This is a genomic window from Nonomuraea aurantiaca (genome assembly GCF_020215705.1).
In the GTDB taxonomy this organism is placed as follows: Bacteria; Actinomycetota; Actinomycetes; order Streptosporangiales; family Streptosporangiaceae; genus Nonomuraea; species Nonomuraea aurantiaca.
Genome location: NZ_JAIWNB010000002.1, coordinates 1 through 19,997 on the forward strand (window position 1 = coordinate 1; position 19,997 = coordinate 19,997).

Below are 19,997 nucleotides of genomic sequence, written 5' to 3' on the forward strand. Positions count from 1 at the left end.
GGCGCTGGCCGGAGCGCTGGGAGGTGACGACGCCGGCACGCTCAAGGGCCTGCAGGTGCTTGGTCGTCTGTGGCTGGCGCGCCTGGGCGAGCTGAGCGAGAACACCGACCGGCCGCGGCCGCTCGGCCAGCAGGCCCACGAGGCGCCAGCGGGCCGGGTCGGCCAGTGCGGTGAGGAGTGCGTCCATGCCGAGAAGTATTCATCACAGCGAATATTCGTGTCAAGGAATATCTCGGAATGGTCGGGCAGCATAGGGATCGGGCAGGCCGCGGCCCGCAGAGAGATTTGGAGCGGAATCCGGCGTCAGTGACGCTGAGCTACCAACGGTGCGCCTAAGCGAGCATCACGACCTGGGCAAACGCGCTGCCGCTGGTTATCGCTCCGATGCGTGCCCGACTCATCCCCTGTCGTCCCGACCGAAACGTTGTCTGCCCGAAGTCGGGAGTCACAGGCCGTGACCTGGCCGAATGGCGCTTGCCGGCGGATCCCGTTCCGTTTCACTCAGCGCCCCGCCTCACGGCTACCACAGCCGCAGACGCTGGCAGCAGCAGAACCCGTCCCACCGCTCCGAGGAGCCACCCACCACCAGCTGAGGCTCTCCTCTTACGCGGCCAAGCTGTAGTTATCGGTGCATTGTGCTTGACAGATCTCCAGGTCGAACCTGCGCAGGAACGCCTGCCACAGCAGGTCGGCCTGAGCGGCGGACCGGCTGGTGGCCGACGACCACAGCCAGACCGGCTTGGGGCGGGCATCATCGAGCGCACCTTCGGCGAGACCCGCCGCCGCGTCAAGGTCATCGTCCGCTTCCCCGGCGAGACCAGCTGCGTCTCCCTGGTCTGGGCCGTACTCGATCGCGCCGCCCGCGGCTGGCGCGGCTTCACCAGCACCAGCACGGGCCTGCGCATCCTGCAAGACCTCCGCCGAGCCCTGCTCCACCCGCCCACACAGCTCCACCCGACCGACGACCCGGCCTTGGCACCCGTCACCGAGGCCGTCTAAGATCCACTCACGGCACCTACCTCGTCGAGCCTTTTACACCGCTCCGAGGACGCGACCTGGCGGTTGACCTATGGACCTATCGGCGTAGTCCGAATGCCGCTCGCTCCGCCACTGACGAAGAGACCCAGGTCGCACTGGAAGGTCGCACCGGGCGCGGTACCAGCCTTGCGGCTGATTCGTTTCCCGGCCCGCGCCGCACCCGACGTGCCCTCTCGACATCGGACGCTCCGCGTGCCTTACCGATGGTCAGCCACCGACCTCGGTGGCTGACGGCCTCGAAGTCCACAGAGGCGAGATGGTGCTCCCGAGATAGCGGTAGCGGATCACCTTGACGCGGGATGCGCCGGTGACCTCGACCCCGTTATGGGCGGTTCCGGTCGGCAGAACCGGCGGCGCAATTGGCTCCAGCTGAGCCTGTGATTAGCCGGTATGGCTGAGCGTGGCGGTGCGGATGCCGCGGCGCAGGAGAGCGGGAAGGCACAAGATCGTGCCGAGGGCGCCGGTCCACACCGCCGCCTGCAGCCCGCCCAGGGCGGTGGTGGCGGCGGCGAGCAGGGATCCCAGGGCGACCGCACCCCACAGCAGGAACCGCTGCACGGCGGCCACCCGGCCCAGCAGCTCCGACGGGGTCTGCGTCTGGCGCAGGGTCAGTGAGGTGGGGCTGAACACGCCTTCACCCACGCAATGCACGACGCTGCCGATGATCAGGCCGGCGGCTCCCAGAGCGCCGGGGGCTCCCAGCATGGGCATGGCCACGATGCCCAGCACCGAGACGGTGGCGGCGAGCATGAGCGCGCGCGGACTGCCCAGACGCCTGATGAGGGCGGCGGAGGCGAGGTTCCCGATCGGGTAGCCGGCCGCGGCCGAGCCCACCACGATCCCGATCCACAGCGGGGACAGCCTGAGGATGTTGCGGCAATACAGGACCAGGCTGGTCTCCACCATGGACAGGAACAGGACGTAAACGGTGCCGCAGGCCAGGACCGGCTCCAGGACCGGGTGCCTGAGCACGAATCTGAGCCCGGTGGCGACGTCTCGCCGTATCCAGCCGCGCTCCGGCGCGGGCTTGGCGGGTGGCACCTCCCGATGCCGGATCATGATCAGTGTCACAAGCGACGCGCCGAAGCTGAGGGTGTTGGCGAGGAGTGCGCCGGCCAGGCCGAGCACGGCGATCACCGGCCCCGCGAGCATCGGCCCGACTGCCTTGGCGGCTGATTCCGACAGCGCCAGGCGGGTGTTGCCGCTGTGCAGCTCGCCCGGGTCGCCGAAGAGAGCGGGCAGATAAGAGGTATAGGCGACCTGGAAGAACACCACCGCGCAACCACTCAGCACGACCAGCGCGAAAAGCAGGGCGAAGGTGAGAACGCCGGTGACCGCCAAGACCCAGATCGCGCTGAACGCGATCAGCTGTACGCCGTTGCCGACCAGCATGACCGTGCGGCGAGGCAACCGGTCCACGATGGCCCCCGCGGGTAAGCCGAGCGGCAGGAAAGGCAGGAACAGAGCGAACGGCAGCAGCGCGGCCTGCGCCGGGGACGCGCCCAACACCGTCACCGCGAGCAAGGGCAGCGCCAGCGTCATGAAGTGGTCTGCGATCAATGACATCGACTGCCCCGCCCACAGCAGTCCGAAGTCACGCCGGGCCGTCGCTCGCGTGGGCTCAGCGGACTCCGGCACGGACCTCATGCCTGCTGCCAGAAGTCACGAAGCAGCGAGTGGACGGTGTGCGCCTCCTCGACATGGCTGAACGAGCCGCTGCGCTCCAGCATGTGGAAGCGGGCCTGAGGTGCGAAGCGCTCGAAGTCGCGCTGCAGCGCCGGATGCAACGCCCTGTCGTAACGACCGGTCAAGACCATCAGGGGAAGGCCTATCTCCTTGAGCCGGGGCCGGAAGTCCGGGATCCTGGCCACCTCGCCCCCGATCATGAAGTCGACGTCCTCGCCGCAGAAGATCGGATAGAGCTCGAGGTTCCTGGCGCCGGGCTCGTCGGCCAGCAGGGCGGCGTTGCCGGGATCGTAGAACCTGACCAGGGCCGCCGCCCTGGCGAACTCCTGCCGCAGCGGCTCGTCGGTGGAGCGCAGCCCATCCAGCCGCAGCGCCTGGATCCGCTCCCACACCTCGGGCAACTGCGTGGCCAGCTCACGGTTGATGTTGGCATGGTTGAGCTGCCACATTTCCGGGCTGTGCAGGGTGTTGGCCAAGGTGACGGTGCGTGCCAGGGCGGGATGGTCCAGGGCGATCGCCTGCGCGATCAGCCCGCCGTAGGAGAAGCCGTACAGGTGCGCCGGGCCCAGGTGCTCGAGCAGCGCCGCCACATCGGCGACGTCGCCGGCGAAGGTGATCTCGGTGAGGTCTTGCGGGCGATCGGAGCGGCCGCGGCCGAACAGGTCCACGTAGATCACCCGATGATCCACCGCGAGGGCGTCGAAGTGCGGGTGGAAGATCACATGTGATCCCGCGGGACCCAGCCCCGAAAGCAGCAGTACGGCCTCGCCCTCTCCGTGCTGCTCCACCCAAATGCGGCGACCGTGGATCTCGTAGGGCTGGCCGTGCGGATGTTCGATCATGGCGTTCAGTTTTGCCGAGGTCGGAGACGGCCGCTGGCGGTTATCGGACCTCAGGAGGCGACGCTTTGTCCGAAGGGATGACCATGGTCCAGCCCTCGACCAGGTCATTCATGATCTCACCGAACTCCTGCACCGGTTCGTTGTTGATGTGGGTCTCGAAGTCGGCCTCGCCGTGTAGGACGTCGTAGACGTATACGACGTCGGGTTCCGTCTCCACCTCCCACACGTCCTGTCGCAGAGTGCCCGGCTCGCACTCCCTGGCCACCTGGGTAGTGCAGCGCGGGAACTCCAGGAACTCCGATCGCTTGCCTGGTCTGACGACCATTCTGACGAGTGCTTCGTACATCGCAGGCTCCTGGCCTTGGCTGGGTTGCACCGGCCGGTCTTCCCGGCCGGCGTGGGGTGGGTTCTAGCGGGGATTGCCGGCGCGCCAGGCGACGTAGTCGGTGACCGCCGTGGCGAGCCCGGCCTCAACCGTGTGGCCCGCCTGCAGGGGCGCAGCACCGCGATCAAGAGATCTGCCTACATGTCGATCTCCTTCCCGTGCTCGTGGCGCACGGTGTCTTTGATCCCCTTAATGATCTTTATCTGGGAGCAAAAGACCTTGTTTCTAGGGAGCGATGAACGCGAGCCGGAGGTGTGCTCGCGACGCCGCGATGACCGCGGGATCGTCCGAGGCCGAGGTCACCAACGCGTCGGGAATCGGCTGCAGCCAGGCGCCTTCGGAGCCCGCCGCCGAGGCCGGAGGGTAGCGGACGTCGGCCGCGGCGCTCCAGGGCGGTCAGGCAGGCGTTGGTCGCGATCCGGTACAGCCAGGACCGCAGCGACGATCGGTGCTCGAAGCCGGCGTTAGTGTTCCCGAACTTGCAACGGGCCGACCTGCCGTCGAACCGCCGACAGTGCGAGCCGAACTGGGAGCGGGAAGCTGACTTCGCAGCTCAGGGTCTATTTGGCAGTTGGTGTCACGTTGGTTAACGACACCCCTTGTCCCGTACGTCGCGTGCGAGGGGAGAGCGGACCATGCTGACCATGATCGGTCATGTCAGCCAGGAGCGGTACGAACAGATCATCACTCGCGGCCGGGAACTGGTTGAACTCCAGACCCGTTCCCAGTTCGAGCTCGGAGACCTGGCACTGGAGATCGAGCCGATGCAGCCGCACGGCGGCGGGCACCCGGACCGAGGCGAGGCGCTGTTCGGCGTCTTGGCCCCCGCTCGGGTCCGCGTCACCAGCCGCAAAGTGACGCTGCGTGACTGCCGCTGTGCGGTTTGACCACGGACTCCTTCGTGAGTCGCGCCGCCAAGTAGCAAAGAGTTATGTCTCTGGCACATTGCGTCGCCATTACGGGTGCGGCATACCGGCTTCGGCCGCCGGAGGGTCCAGCACCTGGAAGAGTAGGGTGACGTAACGGGCGAGCTCCTCCGGGGGCGCGGCGGCGAGCGCCGCCGTCCCGAGGACGCGGCGCATCAGCCACACCCCCGCCTGCACCGCGAGCATGAGTTCCGCCCGCATGCCCGCGTCGTCGCCGGGCAGTTCCTCGCCCAGGCGGCGTCCGGCGTGCCGGGCGATGGCGTCGCGCATGATCTCGGCCGCCCGCGGGTTGGCGGCCGACCTGAGCGTGAGCAGGAACGGGCCGAGTTCCTCGGCCTCCGGCGCCGTCCTGGCCGCGAGCGTGCGCGCGGTCCGCTCGGCCAGTTCACTGCCCGTGCCGGTGATGACGGTGGGCGGGGCGAAGGACACCTCGACCGCCTCGGCGAACAGCTCCTCCTTGGAGCCGAAGTAGCGGTTGATGAGCATCGCGGTCACGCCCGCGTCGCGGGCGATGTCGCGCACCCCCACCCCGTCGTAGCCGTGCCGGGTGAAGGCGTCGACCGCCGCGTCGAGGATGGCCTGCCGGGTGGCGGCGGCGTCGCGTTTGCGCCGGTCGGCGGCGGGGCCAGGGGTGGTTTTCGCGCTCATTCTACAAGTGTATACTTCAGGTAAGTCTACGACTGTATACATGCTTGTTTGAGGGATTCATGAACCTGCAACTCTCCGGGAAGCGCGCGCTTGTCACGGGTTCCAGCGCGGGTCTGGGCGAGGCCATCGCCAAGGCGCTGGCCGCCGAAGGGGCCGCCGTCGTGGTCCACGGCCGCGACCGCGACCGCGCGGAGGCCGTCGCCGCCGCCATCCGGGCGGAGGGCGGCGGCGCCGAGGTGACCATCGGCGACCTCGCCACCGACGCCAGCGCCGACGCCGTGGCCGAGGCGGCGCTGGCCGGCTGGCAGGCCGGTATGCCGCACCTGTAATGGCGACGCAATGTGCCAGAGACATAACTCTTTGCTACTTGGCGGCGCGACTCACGAAGGAGGCCGTGGTCAAACCGCACAGCGCAGTCACGCAGCGTTACTTTGCGGCTGGTGACGCGGACCCGAGCGGGGGCCCTCAGGGCCTGCAGCGCCGCGTCGGCGGCATCGTGCTCCGTCATGCCGCACAGTCTCCCGCGTACCCCGCCTGTCTGGTCCCCGGTCAGATCCTCGACCACCAACCGGCAGGTAGTTGGCGCGCGTAGCCAGGCGTGGATGGCCCGGCTGGTGGCGGGCGATGAGCACCTCCCCGACACCCCGACCCGCGCCGCTCTGCGCGTCTGACCTTGCCAGGGCCGCGTCAGGATCAGGAGCCCCTGGATGGGAACTGGGTCGGCGGGTCCGCATCGTCGGTGTTGAGCGCCAGGCGGATGGCCTCCCTCGTCCAGCCAAGCCCGAGATACAAGCGTGCAAGGTCGCCGTAAAGCAACGTATGGACCCGCGCCAGGAGGCGGGATTGAGTTCAGCGGCTCTGGCATACAGAGGTAGCGCTTGACGCAGCAACCGCAGCGCTTGCTGCCGGTGCCCGGTTTCCCACCTCAGCCACCCCATCTCCTGGAGCGCATGCGCTAGAAAACCGCGGACGCGTTGCGGATTGTGGGCCATCTCCGGAGTCGGAGAACCCAAGAACAGCCATTGGCGGTGATAATGATCTTGTGCGGAGTGTGACGTCCGGCTGCGGCGTGTACGGCGTTCGAGGAACTGCCGTCGCTGTCGGATCTGGAGAACTTTCAGAGGGCGCAAATCACACTTCGGAAACCAGTCCACGAGCTGGCGACCGACCATCGTGGTCTCGATTCTGTCGTCTGCCGTTCCAGGCATCTGCACCGGCGCCATCACCCACCCCTTTGCCTGGCGCCTCGCGCACACCCATGGGGACCTAGCCGATTCGGCGGGCCGCCACCCCGTGTTTGCACCTTTCAGGGGTCGGCGCCTAGAGTGCGCCAAGATGTTCTTCATCACCGCGATGACCTGCCTGGTGGCGTGCCGATGACCACCTTCCTGCGAGGGAGGTCTCCCGCAGGCAGCGGATGAACTCCGACTGGAGCGGTGATACGCCCTTTCTGGTGGCTGCGTAGACGGTCCTGGTCGGCTCGTCCTCCAGGGGTACCAGCAGGATGTCGGGGCGGATGGCGCCCGCCGCCAGTGACGGTACGAGCGCCAGCCCGAGCCCCGCGGCGACGAAGCCCTGCTTGGCGATCCATTCCCTGGCCGGGAAGGCGATGCGGGGCCGGAGGCCGGCACGCCGGTGGAGAGCGTTCAATGTCTCCGAGCCCTCGGGGAAGCCCTCGATCCAGGACTCCCCTTCCAGCTCGGCCAGGCGCAGACTCGTCTTGCCCGCCAGCCGGTGCTCTGCGGGCAGGGCCACCAGCAGCGGGTCGTCCAGGAGGTGGTGCAGGACGAAGCGGTTCTCCTCCAGCGGCTTGTCCGGATAGGCGCTCACCACCGCCACGTCGACCTCGCCGGTAAGCAGGCGGGCCAGCAACGGGCCGGTCGTGCTCTCCACCAGTGACAGGGCCACGCTCGGGTGTGTCCGCCCGAACGCGGCCATGGCGCGAGGGACCAGATCCGCATCAGCGGTGTCGAACGCTCCGACGCGCATCTGGCCCACGTGGTGCAGGTCGTGCCTCGCCGCCTCCAGCCTGTCCAGGATCGCGGTCGCGTGCTCCAGCAGGCGGCGGCCCTCATCGGTGAGCTCCACGCCGCGCGGGTGACGGTCGAAAAGCGCGACGCCGAGCTCGCCTTCCAGGGACGCGATCTGGCGTGACACGGCGGACTGGGTGTAGCCGAGCGAGTCCCCTGCAGCCGTGAAGGTCTTCCTGGCGGCCACCTCGGCGAAAACCTTTAGCCAGGAGACATCCATGACCCTTCCTCCCCGGATCGCTATGCGGCTTTCGCATGGTGGCCATGCCAGACATTCGTTGGTCACATCGACATGGAGAACCCTACGGTGATCGGCATGCGTATCGGACTCTATGGACTACACCGCGGCGACAACGTCGACCCCGATACCCTGGCCAGGCGGGCGCGGCTGGCCGAGGAGATGGGCTTCGAGTCGATCTGGGTAGGCGATCACATCGCGATGCCCCCCTCCCAGGACGAGCAAGGCCGTTTGGAAGCCGTGGTCACCCTGGCCCACCTGGCAGCCCTGACCACCACGATCAAACTCGGCTTCGGCGTCCTGGTGCTCTCCCAGCGCCAGCCGGTCCTGCTGGCCAAGCAGCTCACCTCTCTGGACCTGCTCTCGCGAGGCCGCCTGATCGTCGGCGTCGGCGCCGGCTATGTGGAACAGGAACTGGCCGCCATGGGCGTCTCGCTGGACAGCCGCGGCGCTCGTACAGACGAGTACCTGGCCGCCATGCAGGCTCTCTGGGACGATCGGCCATTCGCCGGAAAGTTCGTGACCATTGCGGACGTCGTCCAGCGCCCGCGTCCACAAAGGCGCCCGCCGATCGTGGTCGGCGGCCACTCCAGGGCGGCCATGCGCCGGGCGGTTCAGTCAGCCGACGGCTGGTACGGCGTCTACCTGACCCCGCAGGAGGCGGCACGCACGCTGTCCGACCTCCAGCACGCGACCAAGCTCTACGACCGGCCTGCGCACCTGGGCCCACTGGAGATCACGATCACCCCACCCCCGGGCCCCATCGATCGAGACAGCGTCCAGCGCTACGCCGCATTGGGCGTTCACCGCCTGACGATCCAGCCGCTGGACGCCGACATGGAGGCCACGGTGAGAGCCGGCGCAGGTCTCGTGGGGACCTGAACCAACGAGTTCGTGCCGCCCAGCCAGACCGGCTCGGCGCCCGGCTCCTGGCCGGGCTCGGCGAACGCCAGCGGCGACAAGCGCACCGCCGGGGCTGCCACAGCGCCGGCTGGGTTGCGTCTGCCGGTCCGGTCCTACCCCGCCTCCATGATCGTGGCCGCCTCCCTGGCCCAATGGCGGGCCTGGACCGGCCTGCCGTTCGACACCGACGGCCCGGTCGCGGATGGCCTTCCATGTCAAGCGGGCCAAGGCGGAGCTGGAGGAGATCCGGCCCGCCAGCGGGCGACCAGCGAGCGGCTGATCGGCACCTACCGTCAGGTGCTGGAACGTCTCGACTCCGGCAGTGAGACCTCGGCCGCCGGGGTCGAGGCGGTGGCGCGGGCCATGGAGGCGGTGACCTCGTACGCCGATAACGCCGGGCAGGCCGGCCTGCCAGTAGGAGTGGAACGGCGAACCGGGTTGGGTGTCACATCTGTTGACGCTGTGCGTGATGATGATCGACGGTGGCCCCGTCGTGATCTCTGGCGGGAGTCCCTGACCAGCCGATCTCTATAGGAGAGGTGCCTGATGGCCCTGCCGGTGATGACGGTGGAGCAGCGTGCTAAGGCGTTGGCGAAGGCGGCCGAGGCGGTCACGCCGCCGGAACCCGGGGCGGGGGCTCTGACATAAGGGGGCCTTACTGCGCACCCCGACCTGGGAAAACCCCACTTTGATCGTTATCGAGCCGGACTTACCCCCTCATGTTCGAGCCGGCACCCCGAGATCGCGGCCTCTTCCCAACGCGTTCCGGCCGCGTCCTGACCTGGGGACGCGCGGCCCAAGATCCACTCAATGTGGATTCTGGGCGTATGTGGTCTGAGGGCCAGCACCCGGAATCCGGCGGGGAGACCGACCTGGTGCTCGCGCTGGCCATGGCCCCAGTACCGAGCTCGGTGCCGACGAGGCCTTCGCGACCGCCGCGGCGTTGGCTGCCGCCGCAGGTCAGTGCTGTGGCGGAGTCGGTCGCTTGTGCGGTCCCGCTATTGACGCTCCATCAGTTCGGTGGCTTGCCGACACTGACATGCGGTTACACAGAGCTACTTTGCGTCCTATGGCACCGACCCGAGCGTCGGGCCTGGCAGGACGTGCCCTGGCAGGCGGCCGACCCGTGGGTGGTCAAGGAAGAGCAGATGGGCCGCGCCTCTCGGATCGTGCTGCAGCACGACCTGGCCCGCGGCACGGTCCAGCGGGTCAGCAGGTGGGAGTACCTGACCGGGATCACCGATGCCGAACGCGAGCGGATGCGCGCCGAGCGCCTGGCCCGTGGCGAGCCCTACGAGACGACCTGTGGACGACGATGCCCAGGCTGCCCGCGACCACGGCCAGGACGCCGAGACGGATGTGGACGCCGATGTGGCCGTGCGCCGCGCTGCATCCGCCGGGCAGCCACGACGCGCCCTGGGGAGAACTGCAGCCCGACCGGCTGGCCGAGCGTTTCCTCGGCCGTCATGCCCGAACGCATCCCGACCTGTTCGAGGACCTGCTGTCCGAGGCCACCACCGCGCAGGCCGCGCGACTGCTGACCGTGGCCACCCGAGCCGCCGCCCATCCCGTCTTCGCCGACGCCCTGGCCAGGCAGGTGACCGGATGGTGCCTGAACCAGCCGAACGTGTTAGGCGGCCCCGCGATCCAGGTAGCCACCCAGGTCGAAACCCCCGCTCCGCTGCTACAGGCGCTGCAACGACTCCTCGATCGGCCCACCACCACACCTGATGAGCTGGGCCGACCAGCTTCCCGACACCAGTTATGCCCTGGCCGAATGGGCCAACCGCGTCACCGAACGCCTCACCCTGCACTACCGCGACCAAGACGACCTGCCCAACCTCGCCATGAGCCTGAACAACCAGTCTGTCCGCCTGGCGGAGCTGGGACGGCGCGAGGAGGCGCTGCAGGCCATCACCGAAGCCGTCCAGGTCTACCGCCGCCTGGCCGACGCCCGCCCTGCTGCACACCAAAGGGAGTTGGAGCAATCGCTGAGGGTCTTGGCCTGGCTTCGCGAAGACGTTGGCGAGCCTGACTCTACGGACGGCTGACGTGTCCCTTCTCCGCCCGATCTCCACGAACTTACCTGCGCCTACCGGTATGAGCTCATCGGACACACCCGCTTGAGGTCTGCGGAGAGCAGCGGCGGCTGACCTTTGAACGCTGCTGCCCAGCGTGCTCGGGGTCGAGGAACCCAGGAACAGCCGTTGGCGCTGAGAATGATCTTGCACAACGCGTGACGGCCGGCTTCAGGGTGTGATCGCCCTGCCTGGTGGTTTCTGGCCCGTGGAGGATGCGGTTGTCGGTGAGCGAGGGCACGGTGAAAACGCATCTCAATCGCCTGATGGCAAAGCTCGGAGTGACCAGCCGGGCACAGGTCGTTGTGCTGTCGTACGACTGTGGGCTGGTCAACCCCGCCTCCCGATAAGTTGTGAAGTCGTGTGTTTCGGGCCGTGACGCGCCGTATTTCCATAGTATTGATGGGGCTTGCGCTCACCGGCGATCGGGCTGCTGACCTGGGGTTGAGGGTCGGTGGGGCAGGTCTTGGGTGAGGTCGACATCGATTTCATTTGCAATTTCATGCGTCATTTCCAGCTAATTTGAAGTGAGTGTCAAGGCCTGTCCGATGTCCTTACGATTGACGCTTGGGGAGCATTTGGCATGAGGTAAAGCTGGGCACTCGTCAGGGGCTGGGACCATTATGGAGATAACTCTGCTGGGGGCGACGGAAGCTCGTGTTTCGGGAGTCAGCGTTTCTCTTTCGCCACTGGAACGCAACCTCCTCGCGGTGCTCGCGTTGTCAAAAGGAACGGTCATCTCCACGGACCGGCTGATCGACTGTTTATGGGGCGACCGGCCGCCCGCCACGCCGCGTTCCAGAGTGCAGGGGCTCGTCTCGTCGTTGCGCAGGAAGATCGGCGGCGCGCTGGTCACCCGGCATCCCGGCTACCTGCTCGAAGCGGACGAGATCGCGGTCGACCTGGACGAATGCGAGGATCTCGCACGACAGGCCCGGCTCGCCGACTCGCCCGCCCAGGCCGCGCAATACCTGCGCGAAGCGCTGGCCCTGTGGCGTGGTGAGCCGCTGGACGGGGTGTCGGCGCCGGGCACCGAGTTCGACCGCGTCCGCCTGGAGGAGCTGAGGCTGGCCCTGCTGGAGGAGCGGTATGCCGTGGACCTGGAGCTCGGCCACCACGTCGACCTGGTGGCCGAGCTGACCGCAGCGGTGTCGGCGCACCCGCTGCGCGAGCGACTCGCGGGTCTGCTCATGCTGGCGCTCTACCGCTGCAACCGGCAGGCCGACTCGCTCAAGGTCTACCAGGCGCTGCGCGACCGGCTGGCCGAGGAGCTGGGCAGCGACCCCTGCGCCCACGTACGCGAGGTGCACGCGATGATCCTCCGGGGGGACGAGGGCACGGCCGCCCGAGACCCGGCGAGCGCGACCCCGCCCAAGACCGGCACGGTCAGCAGGCCCGCCCAGCTCCCCGCGGGCGTCGGCCACTTCACCGGCCGCGAGACGGAGCTGACCCAGCTGACCAGGGTCATCGCCGAGACGGGTAACGAATCGCGGGTGCTGATGGTCTCGGGCGCGGGCGGCCTGGGCAAGACCGCGCTGGTCGTCCAGTGGGCGCACACGGTGGCCGACCGGTTCCCTGACGGCCAGATCTTCGTCGACCTGCACGGCCAGGTTCCGCTCCAGGCGCTGTCGCCGCGCGACGCCCTGGGCGCGGCGCTGGGGGCGCTGGGCGTGCCCAAGGCCGACATCCCCGTGAGCGCCGACGAGCGGGCCGCGCTCTACCGCACGCTGATCAGCGGACGCCGCATGCTGGTCGTGGCCGACGACGCCGGAGGACTGGAGCAGATGCTCCCGCTCGTCCCACCGGCCGCGACGAGTCAGCTCGTGGCCACCAGCAGGCGCAGGCTCGCCGTGGCGGCCCACCACGCGGCCCAGGCCGTCACCGTCAAGCCGATGACGCCCCAGAACAGCAGAGACCTGCTCGCCCGGATCGTCGGCGCGGAGCGGCTGCGCGATCCGGCGGCGGCCGAGCTCGTGCGCTGGTGCGGCGGCTGGCCGCTGGCCATCAGGATCGCGGGCACGAGGCTCGCCGCGCGGCCGTGGCAGCCGCTGTCGCTGTTCGTCGAGGAGCTCGACGACATGTCCGACCTGACGCTGGACGGCGACCCGCGCAGCGTGCGGGCGGCGCTGGCCGGCGCGCACATGGGGCTCAGCCCGGCGGCGGCCCACCTGTTCGGGCGGCTCGGGCTCAACCGCACGGCCTCGATCCACCTCAACGACGACATCCCAGGCAGCTCACGGCGACGGGTGCGGCGGCTGCTCGACGAGCTGGCGGCGGTGCACCTGATCGCCGAGGTGGGCCAGGACAGGTACCTGATACACGAGGTCGTCCGCAGGTTCGCCCGGCAGTGCGCCACCGAGATGGCCGACCGCGACAGCGTGGACGACTGGATGCGGAGATCCGACGGCCGTGTGGCGGATTCCCAGCCGATCTGAAGCGACTTCGAAGCGCTCGTTGTTTCACTGGCCCCTCACAGCGAGGCGAGGTGGGGATGGGCGCTTTACGCAGTCACGGGCTGTTCGGCAGCTTTCTGGAGGTCGCCGGCGAGCAGCCGTCGCGCCCGGCGATCGTGGACAACGGCACGACGGTGACGTACGCCGAGCTGGAGAGACTGGCGTCGGAGGTGGCGCGGAGCGCCGGGCCCGGTGTCGTGGGGGTCCCCGCGACGCACTCGGCCGGTACCGTCGCGGCCCTGCTCGGCGTCTGGGCGGCCGGAGGAACGTACTGTCCCGTCGATCCGGCGTTCCCGGAGACGAGGCGGCGGGCCATGCTGGACGCCGCGGGCTGCCGGTTCCTGCTGGGAAGCGGTCCGCTGCAGGGCCGGGAGGTGCCCGCCGGGCTGGCCTACGTCCTGTTCACCTCGGGTTCCACTGGCGCGCCGAAGCCGGTCATGACGTCCCACCGGGCGATCGAGGCGACCATACGATCGTTGCGCGAGCTGTTCGCGATGGAGACCGGGGACCGCGTCCTGCAGTTCGCCTCCCTGAACTGGGACACCTGCTTCGAGGAGATCCTGCCCACGCTGACCGGTGGGGCCTGCCTGGTCTTCCACGACGACGCGCATTCCGGCTCATTCCCGCGCTTCCTGCGCATGGTCGAACGCGAGCGGATCACCGTGCTGAACCTGCCCACCGCGTTCTGGCACGAGCTGGTCACCTACCTGGCCGACGAGAAGAGCGGCCTGCCCGAGTGCGTACGGCTGGTGGTCATCGGGGGCGAGGCCGCCAACCCGGCCAGGCTCACCGACTGGCACGCTTTGGACACCGGCCGCGTACGGCTGCTCAACACGTACGGCTGCACCGAGACCACGCTCATCACCCACGCCGCCGACCTGCACGGCCCGTACGAGAAGGTGCCGATCGGGCGGCGGCTGCCGCACGTGGCCGAGCGGATCGGCGAGGACGGCGAGCTGCTGATCGGCGGCCAGGCGATCGCGGACGGGTACCTCGGCCTGCCGGAGGCGACCGCTGCCAGGTTCGTGACGATCGAGGGCGAACGCTACTTCCGCACCGGCGACCGCGTCGGCCGGACGCCCGGCGGGATGCTGGTGCACCGGGGCCGGATCGACGACGAGCTCAAAGTGCGCGGCATCCGCGTGGACCCGGCCGAGGTGGAGGCGCACATCGCGGCCCACCCGGAGGTCGGCGCGGTGGCGGTCACCGGGCTGAAGATGGCCGACCACACGGTGCTGGCCGCGTACGTGGTGCCCCGCACGAGCGCCGGTCTCGGCGTGGACCTGCGCGACTACCTGCGCGACCGGGTGCCCGCCCACCTCATCCCCAGCCGCATCGCCATCGTCCCCGACCTCGTCTACACGGCGAGCGGCAAGGTCGACAGGCGCCGGACCAAGGAGATCCCGCATGAGCGTTGACGGAGTATCGGACATCTTCCGCCGCGTACTGGAAAACGATGACATCGACGCCGAGTCCGATTTCTTTGCGTTCGGCGGCGACTCCCTCCTGGCCACCAGGGTGCTCAGCGCGATCGCCAGGACGTACGGCGTCGAGCTGACCTTCGACGACTTCCTGCTCGCCCCCACCCCGGGAACGCTGGCCGAGAAGGTCCTGCGATGAGGGTCGTCGTGGCCGGAGCCGGGCTGGCCGGGCTGACGGCCGCCGCCGACCTCGCCCGAGCCGGCGCCGAGGTGACCGTCCTGGAGGCCCGCGACCGGGTCGGCGGCAGGACCCGCGGCGTCGAGGTGGCTCCGGGGAGCTGGGCGGACGCCGGGGCCGCCTACCTCGGCGACCGGCACACCGAGCTGCACGCCGTGCTCGCCCGCCTGGGCCTGAAGACCACGCCGACGACGATGGCGGGCGAGAGCACGTTCGCGCTCGGCAACGGCCGGGACACGCGCCCGGGCCGGTTCCCGCCGCTCAACGCGGTGGCGCTGGGCGAGCTGTTCGACCTGCTCGACGAGCAGACCGCCGCGGTCAGGGCCGAGGCCCCCTGGCTCACCGCACAGGCCGCCGCGGCCGACGATCTCACCGCGCGGGAGTGGGCCGAGCGCCACCTGAGTCACCCGGACGCCAAGCTGTTCTTCCCGCTGTTCCTCGGCGAGATGATGGCCGCCGACCCGGCCGACGTGTCCGTCCTGCACATGGCGTTCTACCTGCGCTCGGGTGGCGGCCTGCGCTACCTCAACGCGTTCGAGGGCGGGGCGCAGCAGGACCGCGTGGACGGCGGCGCGCACCAGATCTGCGAGCAGCTCGCCCTCCGGCTGGGCCGCCGCGTACGCCTGTCCGAGCCGGTCCGCGCGATCCACCAGGACGCCGGCGGGGCGAGCGTACGTACGGATCAAGGGGAGTTCCGCTGCGACGCGGTCGTCGTCGCCCTGCCGCCCAGGTTGGCGGACGGGATCGACTACCGGCCCGGCCTGCCCGTCAGCAGATCGAGCGACCGGACCGCCCCCGGCTGCGCGGTGAAGGTGCACCTGATCTACCCCGAGCCGCTCTGGCGGGCCTACGGCCTGTCCGGTTGGTCGGTCAGCTCCCGCGGACCGCTCCTGTCCACGGTGGACGACTCGCCCGCCGATGGGGGCGCGGGGGTGCTGACCGGGTTCGTCACCGGCAGGGAGGCGCACCGGTACGCCGCCCTGACCGCGGCCGAGCAGCGGGCGGAGGCGCTCGCCCAGGCCGCCGGGCTGTTCCCGCGGCTGCCGCCGCCGACCGGCTTCCACGTCACCGACTGGGTCGGTGAGGAGTACAGCCGCGGCTGCTACGCGGCCCTGTTCGGCCCCGGCGACTGGGTTCGCCACGGCCCGCACCTGACCAGCGCGCACCAGCGGGTGCACTGGGCCGGCACGGAGACGAGCACCGAGTTCTTCGGGCTCATGGAGGGCGCGATCCGCTCGGGTCACCGGGTGGCCGGAGAAATACTCACCATTGGGAGGGTGGCATGACCACCAGTTCCATCGCCCCGCCGGACGTGCGGGAGCGCTTCATGACCGAGCCGGACCTGGGCGCGGGCAACTTTCTGGAGTACGCGGCGCGGTACAACCCCCACAACACCGTGCCGTTCGTCTACAGCCACACCACCGATCACCGGGGCGAGGTGGTGCTGGACGGGCACAGCCTGCTCGACCTCGTCGCGCTGCGCGACAGGTACGCCCGCTGGTACCGGGCCAACGGAGTGCGCGCTGGCGAGCCCGTGGGCATCGTCGTGGCCGAAGGGCTGGAGCCGCTGCTGCACTACCTGGCGCTCACGGCACTGGGCGCGATCCCGGCCATGGTCAACGACGCGATGCGGGCCGACGTCATGGCCCGCTACCTCAACCACGTGGGCGTGGTCGGCATCGTGGCCGACGACACGACCAGGCTGGCCTCGGCCTACCGCGCGGACCCGCAGCGCCGGCCCCGGTTCATCGCGCTGGCCGCCGAGGTGCAGGCCTTCGACTGGACCTCTACTGAACTGCCCGCCGAGTACCCGTACCGGCACCAGCCGGACGACGTGTGCGCGCTCATCCACAGCTCGGGCACGACCGGCACGCCGAAGTCCACGATCCTCGGGCACAAGAGCTTCTGGGACGGCAAGCAGCCGCGAATGGTGCGCTTCCCGGCGGAGCCGTACGACAAGCTCATGTCGCTCATGCCGCACACGCACGCGGGCGGCCTCAGCTACTTCCTGACCGCGGTCCTGCTCGGCCTGCCGACGGTCGTGATGGCCGACTGGCGGCGGACCGCGGTGGAACCGGTCATGGAGGCGTTCCAGCCGACCATGCTCGCCTCGTTCCCCCGCACGTTCGTGGAGCTCGCCACGGGGGAGCCGCCGGCCAAGGGCGCGGCGAAGGTGCACTCGTGGTTCAACACCGGCGACTCCGCGCACTACGGGCACATCCGGCGGCTGGTCCAGCTCGGCGAGCGGCCGCCGGGGCTGATCAAGGCATGGCTGCTGCCGAAGGATGAGGCGGACGCGGAGCCCAAGGCGGGCTCGCAGTTCGTGGACGGGCTGGGTTCGTCGGAGATGGGCATGGCGCTGTTCGGCGGCCTCACCACGCCGGAGACCCCGCGGAACGACCGCTGCGTCGGCAAGGCGCAGGAGGCCGTGATCAAGGCCGCCGTGCTCGATGAGGACGGCGAGGAGGTGCCGGTCGGCACGGTCGGCCTGCTGGGCGTGATCACCCCGTCGCGCACCCCCGGCTACTGGAAGAACCAGCGGCTGACCAGCAGCTTCGAGCTGAACGGCTACTGGCTCACGGGCGACGTGGCCCGCATGGACGCCGACGGCGCCTTCTACCACCTGGACAGGACGGTCGACGTCATCGACACCGCCGCAGGACCCGTCTACAGCCTGCCCATCGAGGAGGTGTTGCTCGCCGACTGCGGCGACGTGGTGAGGGACTGCTCGGTCGTCGGCGTCCCGGGGGTGCGGGGGCAGGTGCCGATCGCGGTGGTTCAGCTTCAGCGGGGCGCCTCCGCCGAAGGGCTCCTGGAGCAGGCCAACAAGGAGCTCGCCGCCGTCGACCTGGCCCCGCTGGCCCAGGTGATCGTCGTCGAGGAGTTCCCGCTCGGTCCTACGGGCAAGGTGCTCAAGCGCGAGCTGCGCACCCGGTTCGCGGGCCTGTTCGCGACGAAGTGAAGCCGTACCAGTACGGGCGGACCGCCCTGGTCGAGCCGGACTGGCGGCGCCTGCCCGGCTGGCGCGACGTCACTCGGGCCCAGTGGCGCGATCCCCAGTGGCAGCGGGCCCATTGCGTGAAGAACCCGAGGCAGCTGCGGGCCGTCGTGGGCGGCCTGCTGACCGAGAACTTCCACGCCGAGCTCGCCGCCGACATGGCCGAATACGCGACCATGTCGACCCTGATCCCGCCGCAGATGCTCAACACCATGGCGCCGCTGGAGTTCAGCGGCGCCGCCTCGTTCACCGACGCGTTCGTCGCCGACCCGGTGCGCCGGTACATGCTGCCCATCCGCTCCGACCGCGATCCGGAGTGGCCCAGCCACCCCCGCGCGCAGCGGGACTCGCTGCACGAGGCCGAGATGTGGGTGACCGAGGGCCTGACCCACCGCTATCCCACCAAGGTCCTGGCCGAGCTGGTGACCTCGTGCCCCCAGTACTGCGGGCACTGCACCCGGATGGACCTGGTCGGCAACTCCACGCCGCAGGTCGACAAGGCCAGGTTCGCGCTGCGGCCGGACAGCCGCCAGGAGCTAATGCTCGACTACCTCAAGCGGACGCCGGGCGTGCGCGACGTGGTGGTGTCCGGCGGCGACGTGGCCAACGTGACCTGGCGGCGGCTGGAGGAGTTCCTGACCCACCTGCTGGACCTGGAGTCGGTCAGGGACATCCGGCTGGCCACCAAGTCGCTCGTCGGCCTGCCGCAGCACTGGTTGCGGCCCGACGTGAGGGAGGGCATGGCCCGGGTGGCCGGGCTGGCCCTGCGCCGCGGCGTCAACCTCGCCGTCCACACGCACGCCAACCACGTACGCTCGGTGACCCCGCTGGTCGCCGAGGCGACCCAGGCGATGCTCATGGCCGGGGTGCGCGACGTACGCAACCAGGGCGTGCTCATGCGCGGCGTCAACGCCACCCAGGCCGACCTGCTCGACCTTTGCTTCGCGCTCCAGGGCGAGGCGGGCATCCTGCCGTACTACTTCTACCTCTGCGACATGATCCCCAACGCCGAGCACTGGCGGATCCCCGTCCACGAGGCCCAGCGGCTCCAGGAGTCGATCATGGGCTACCTGCCCGGCTACGCCACGCCGAGGATCGTCTGCGACGTCCCCTACGTGGGAAAACGCTGGGTGCACCAGGTCGTCGCGTACGACCGCGAACGCGGGATCTCGTACTGGACGAAGAACTACCCCACGGCCGTCGAGGCGGACGCCGACCCCGACCGTCGCTACCCGTACTACGACCCGATCTCGACCCTGCCCGCGTCCGGCCGCGCCTGGTGGTCGGACGGGCCAGACAAGGAGCATTAAATGTCTCGGTACGTCTGGGAAGACACCCACCCGGGAATCGAACGGCTCAAGGCCCGCGTCACCCCGGCCCGCGACCGGGTGGTCGCGCACCCGATCTACTCGGCGCTGGACACGCATGAGGCGATCACCACGTTCATGGAGCACCACGTCTACGCCGTGTGGGACTTCATGTCGCTGCTCAAGTCGCTGCAACGGCAGCTCACCTGCGTCAGCGTGCCGTGGGTGCCCAGCGGGCCGACCGGCAGCCGCCGCCTGATCAACGACATCGTGCTGGTCGAGGAGAGCGACGAACTGCGCGGCGGTTTCATCAGCCACTTCGAACTCTACCTCGAAGGCATGACGCAGGCCGGCGCGGACCACACCGCCATCGACGCGTTCGTCGGCGAGCTGCGGGCCGGAAACGGCGTGTCCGAGTCGCTGGTCACGGCGGGCGTTCCGGAGCCGTCGGCGGCGTTCGTCGGCACGACCTGGCGCTTGATCGAGCAGGCTCCGGTGCACTGCCAGGCCGCCGCGTTCGCGTTCGGCAGGGAGGACCTGATCCCGGACATGTTCGAGCAGGTCGTCAAGGTGAACGCGGACGGGGACGGCCGGCTGGACACGTTCGTGGACTACCTCGCCCGGCACATCGAGGTGGACGGCGAGGAGCACACCCCCATGGCCATGCAGATGCTCGCCGACCTGTGCCAGGACGACGAGGCCAAGTGGGAGGAGTGCGCGACGACGGTCAACGGCGCGCTTGAGGCCAGATCCAAGCTCTGGGACGGCATCCTCGCGGCCATGTGAGCTGTGAGATGGCCATGTGA

The 19,997-nt window shown here is 69.4% G+C and carries 20 protein-coding genes and 2 pseudogenes; 15 read left to right on the plus strand and 7 right to left on the minus strand.

The features are described 5' to 3' along the window. Positions 1-187, minus strand: a 187-nt coding sequence (locus tag LDL49_RS05740; protein ID WP_225289863.1) for an ArsR/SmtB family transcription factor, incomplete at its 3' end; no start/stop codon positions are given. Between the two features lie 557 nt (positions 188-744). On the opposite strand from LDL49_RS05740, the pseudogene LDL49_RS05745 reads away from it, so the two are divergent. Next, positions 745-999, plus strand: a pseudogene (locus tag LDL49_RS05745) (transposase); the annotation flags it as partial. Positions 1,000-1,419: 420 nt separating this feature from the next. Here the strand turns inward: LDL49_RS05745 and LDL49_RS05750 are convergent. From LDL49_RS05750 to LDL49_RS59065, 4 genes and pseudogenes are all read right to left on the minus strand, one after another. Beyond that, positions 1,420-2,685 (minus strand): MFS transporter, encoded by a 1,266-nt coding sequence (locus tag LDL49_RS05750; protein WP_225289865.1) that lies wholly within the window; start codon positions 2,683-2,685, stop codon positions 1,420-1,422. Beyond that, positions 2,682-3,566, minus strand: coding sequence for an alpha/beta fold hydrolase (locus tag LDL49_RS05755; RefSeq protein ID WP_225289866.1), 885 nt, complete (start codon positions 3,564-3,566; stop codon positions 2,682-2,684). Before LDL49_RS05755 ends, LDL49_RS05750 begins: the two co-directional genes overlap by 4 nt. Positions 3,567-3,606: 40 nt before the next feature. Beyond that, entirely contained in the window at positions 3,607-3,912 is a 306-nt protein-coding gene (locus LDL49_RS05760) for a putative quinol monooxygenase (RefSeq protein ID WP_225289867.1), read from the minus strand. A gap of 270 nt (positions 3,913-4,182) precedes the next feature. Then, positions 4,183-4,408: pseudogene (locus LDL49_RS59065) on the minus strand (RNA polymerase subunit sigma-70); the annotation flags it as partial. Positions 4,409-4,586: 178 nt separating this feature from the next. On the opposite strand from LDL49_RS59065, the gene LDL49_RS05770 reads away from it, so the two are divergent. Then, positions 4,587-4,838 (plus strand): hypothetical protein, encoded by a 252-nt coding sequence (locus LDL49_RS05770; RefSeq protein WP_225289868.1) that lies wholly within the window; start codon positions 4,587-4,589, stop codon positions 4,836-4,838. Between the two features lie 69 nt (positions 4,839-4,907). Here the strand turns inward: LDL49_RS05770 and LDL49_RS05775 are convergent, their stop codons facing one another. Continuing rightward, positions 4,908-5,525 (minus strand): TetR/AcrR family transcriptional regulator, encoded by a 618-nt coding sequence (locus LDL49_RS05775; protein WP_225289869.1) that lies wholly within the window; start codon positions 5,523-5,525, stop codon positions 4,908-4,910. Positions 5,526-5,584: 59 nt separating this feature from the next. Between LDL49_RS05775 and LDL49_RS05780 the strand changes: the two genes are divergently transcribed. After that, the gene (locus tag LDL49_RS05780; RefSeq protein ID WP_225289870.1) at positions 5,585-5,854 is read left to right on the plus strand and encodes an SDR family NAD(P)-dependent oxidoreductase; all 270 of its coding nucleotides are present in this window, start codon (positions 5,585-5,587) and stop codon (positions 5,852-5,854) included. Between the two features lie 177 nt (positions 5,855-6,031). Next, positions 6,032-6,196: a hypothetical protein gene (locus LDL49_RS05785; RefSeq protein ID WP_225289871.1), complete on the plus strand. Its 165-nt coding sequence runs from the start codon at positions 6,032-6,034 to the stop codon at positions 6,194-6,196. 649 nt (positions 6,197-6,845) lie between these two features. Here LDL49_RS05785 and LDL49_RS05790 read toward each other — a convergent pair. Further along, a complete protein-coding gene (locus tag LDL49_RS05790) occupies positions 6,846-7,775 on the minus strand; it encodes a LysR family transcriptional regulator (protein WP_263654700.1) in 930 nt (309 codons plus the stop codon). A 96-nt stretch (positions 7,776-7,871) separates the two neighbouring features. On the opposite strand from LDL49_RS05790, the gene LDL49_RS05800 reads away from it, so the two are divergent. The 11 genes from LDL49_RS05800 (at position 7,872) to LDL49_RS05850 (ending at position 19,977) form a co-directional block, all read left to right on the plus strand. Continuing rightward, on the plus strand, positions 7,872-8,675 hold the full coding sequence (locus LDL49_RS05800) for a TIGR03619 family F420-dependent LLM class oxidoreductase (protein WP_225289872.1): 804 nt from the start codon (positions 7,872-7,874) through the stop codon (positions 8,673-8,675). Between the two features lie 12 nt (positions 8,676-8,687). After that, positions 8,688-9,230 (plus strand): hypothetical protein, encoded by a 543-nt coding sequence (locus tag LDL49_RS05805; protein WP_225289873.1) that lies wholly within the window; start codon positions 8,688-8,690, stop codon positions 9,228-9,230. Positions 9,231-10,426: 1,196 nt separating this feature from the next. After that, positions 10,427-10,747, plus strand: coding sequence for a hypothetical protein (locus LDL49_RS05810; RefSeq protein WP_225289874.1), 321 nt, complete (start codon positions 10,427-10,429; stop codon positions 10,745-10,747). A gap of 242 nt (positions 10,748-10,989) precedes the next feature. Further along, positions 10,990-11,124 (plus strand): response regulator transcription factor, encoded by a 135-nt coding sequence (locus tag LDL49_RS05815; protein WP_225289875.1) that lies wholly within the window; start codon positions 10,990-10,992, stop codon positions 11,122-11,124. A gap of 273 nt (positions 11,125-11,397) precedes the next feature. Beyond that, complete coding sequence (locus LDL49_RS05820; RefSeq protein WP_225289876.1) at positions 11,398-13,209, plus strand: AfsR/SARP family transcriptional regulator; 1,812 nt, start codon at positions 11,398-11,400, stop codon at positions 13,207-13,209. Positions 13,210-13,265: 56 nt separating this feature from the next. After that, positions 13,266-14,645, plus strand: coding sequence for an amino acid adenylation domain-containing protein (locus tag LDL49_RS05825; RefSeq protein WP_225289877.1), 1,380 nt, complete (start codon positions 13,266-13,268; stop codon positions 14,643-14,645). Further along, positions 14,635-14,847, plus strand: coding sequence for an acyl carrier protein (locus tag LDL49_RS05830; RefSeq protein WP_225289878.1), 213 nt, complete (start codon positions 14,635-14,637; stop codon positions 14,845-14,847). The genes LDL49_RS05825 and LDL49_RS05830 overlap by 11 nt, the downstream gene beginning before the upstream one ends. After that, positions 14,844-16,172 (plus strand): flavin monoamine oxidase family protein, encoded by a 1,329-nt coding sequence (locus LDL49_RS05835; RefSeq protein WP_225289879.1) that lies wholly within the window; start codon positions 14,844-14,846, stop codon positions 16,170-16,172. The genes LDL49_RS05830 and LDL49_RS05835 overlap by 4 nt, the downstream gene beginning before the upstream one ends. After that, the gene (locus tag LDL49_RS05840) at positions 16,169-17,848 is read left to right on the plus strand and encodes a class I adenylate-forming enzyme family protein (protein ID WP_225289880.1); all 1,680 of its coding nucleotides are present in this window, start codon (positions 16,169-16,171) and stop codon (positions 17,846-17,848) included. The genes LDL49_RS05835 and LDL49_RS05840 overlap by 4 nt, the downstream gene beginning before the upstream one ends. Continuing rightward, a complete protein-coding gene (locus tag LDL49_RS05845) occupies positions 17,845-19,194 on the plus strand; it encodes a KamA family radical SAM protein (RefSeq protein WP_225289881.1) in 1,350 nt (449 codons plus the stop codon). Before LDL49_RS05840 ends, LDL49_RS05845 begins: the two co-directional genes overlap by 4 nt. Further along, complete coding sequence (locus tag LDL49_RS05850; RefSeq protein ID WP_225289882.1) at positions 19,195-19,977, plus strand: DUF3050 domain-containing protein; 783 nt, start codon at positions 19,195-19,197, stop codon at positions 19,975-19,977. Positions 19,978-19,997: the final 20 nt, after the last annotated feature.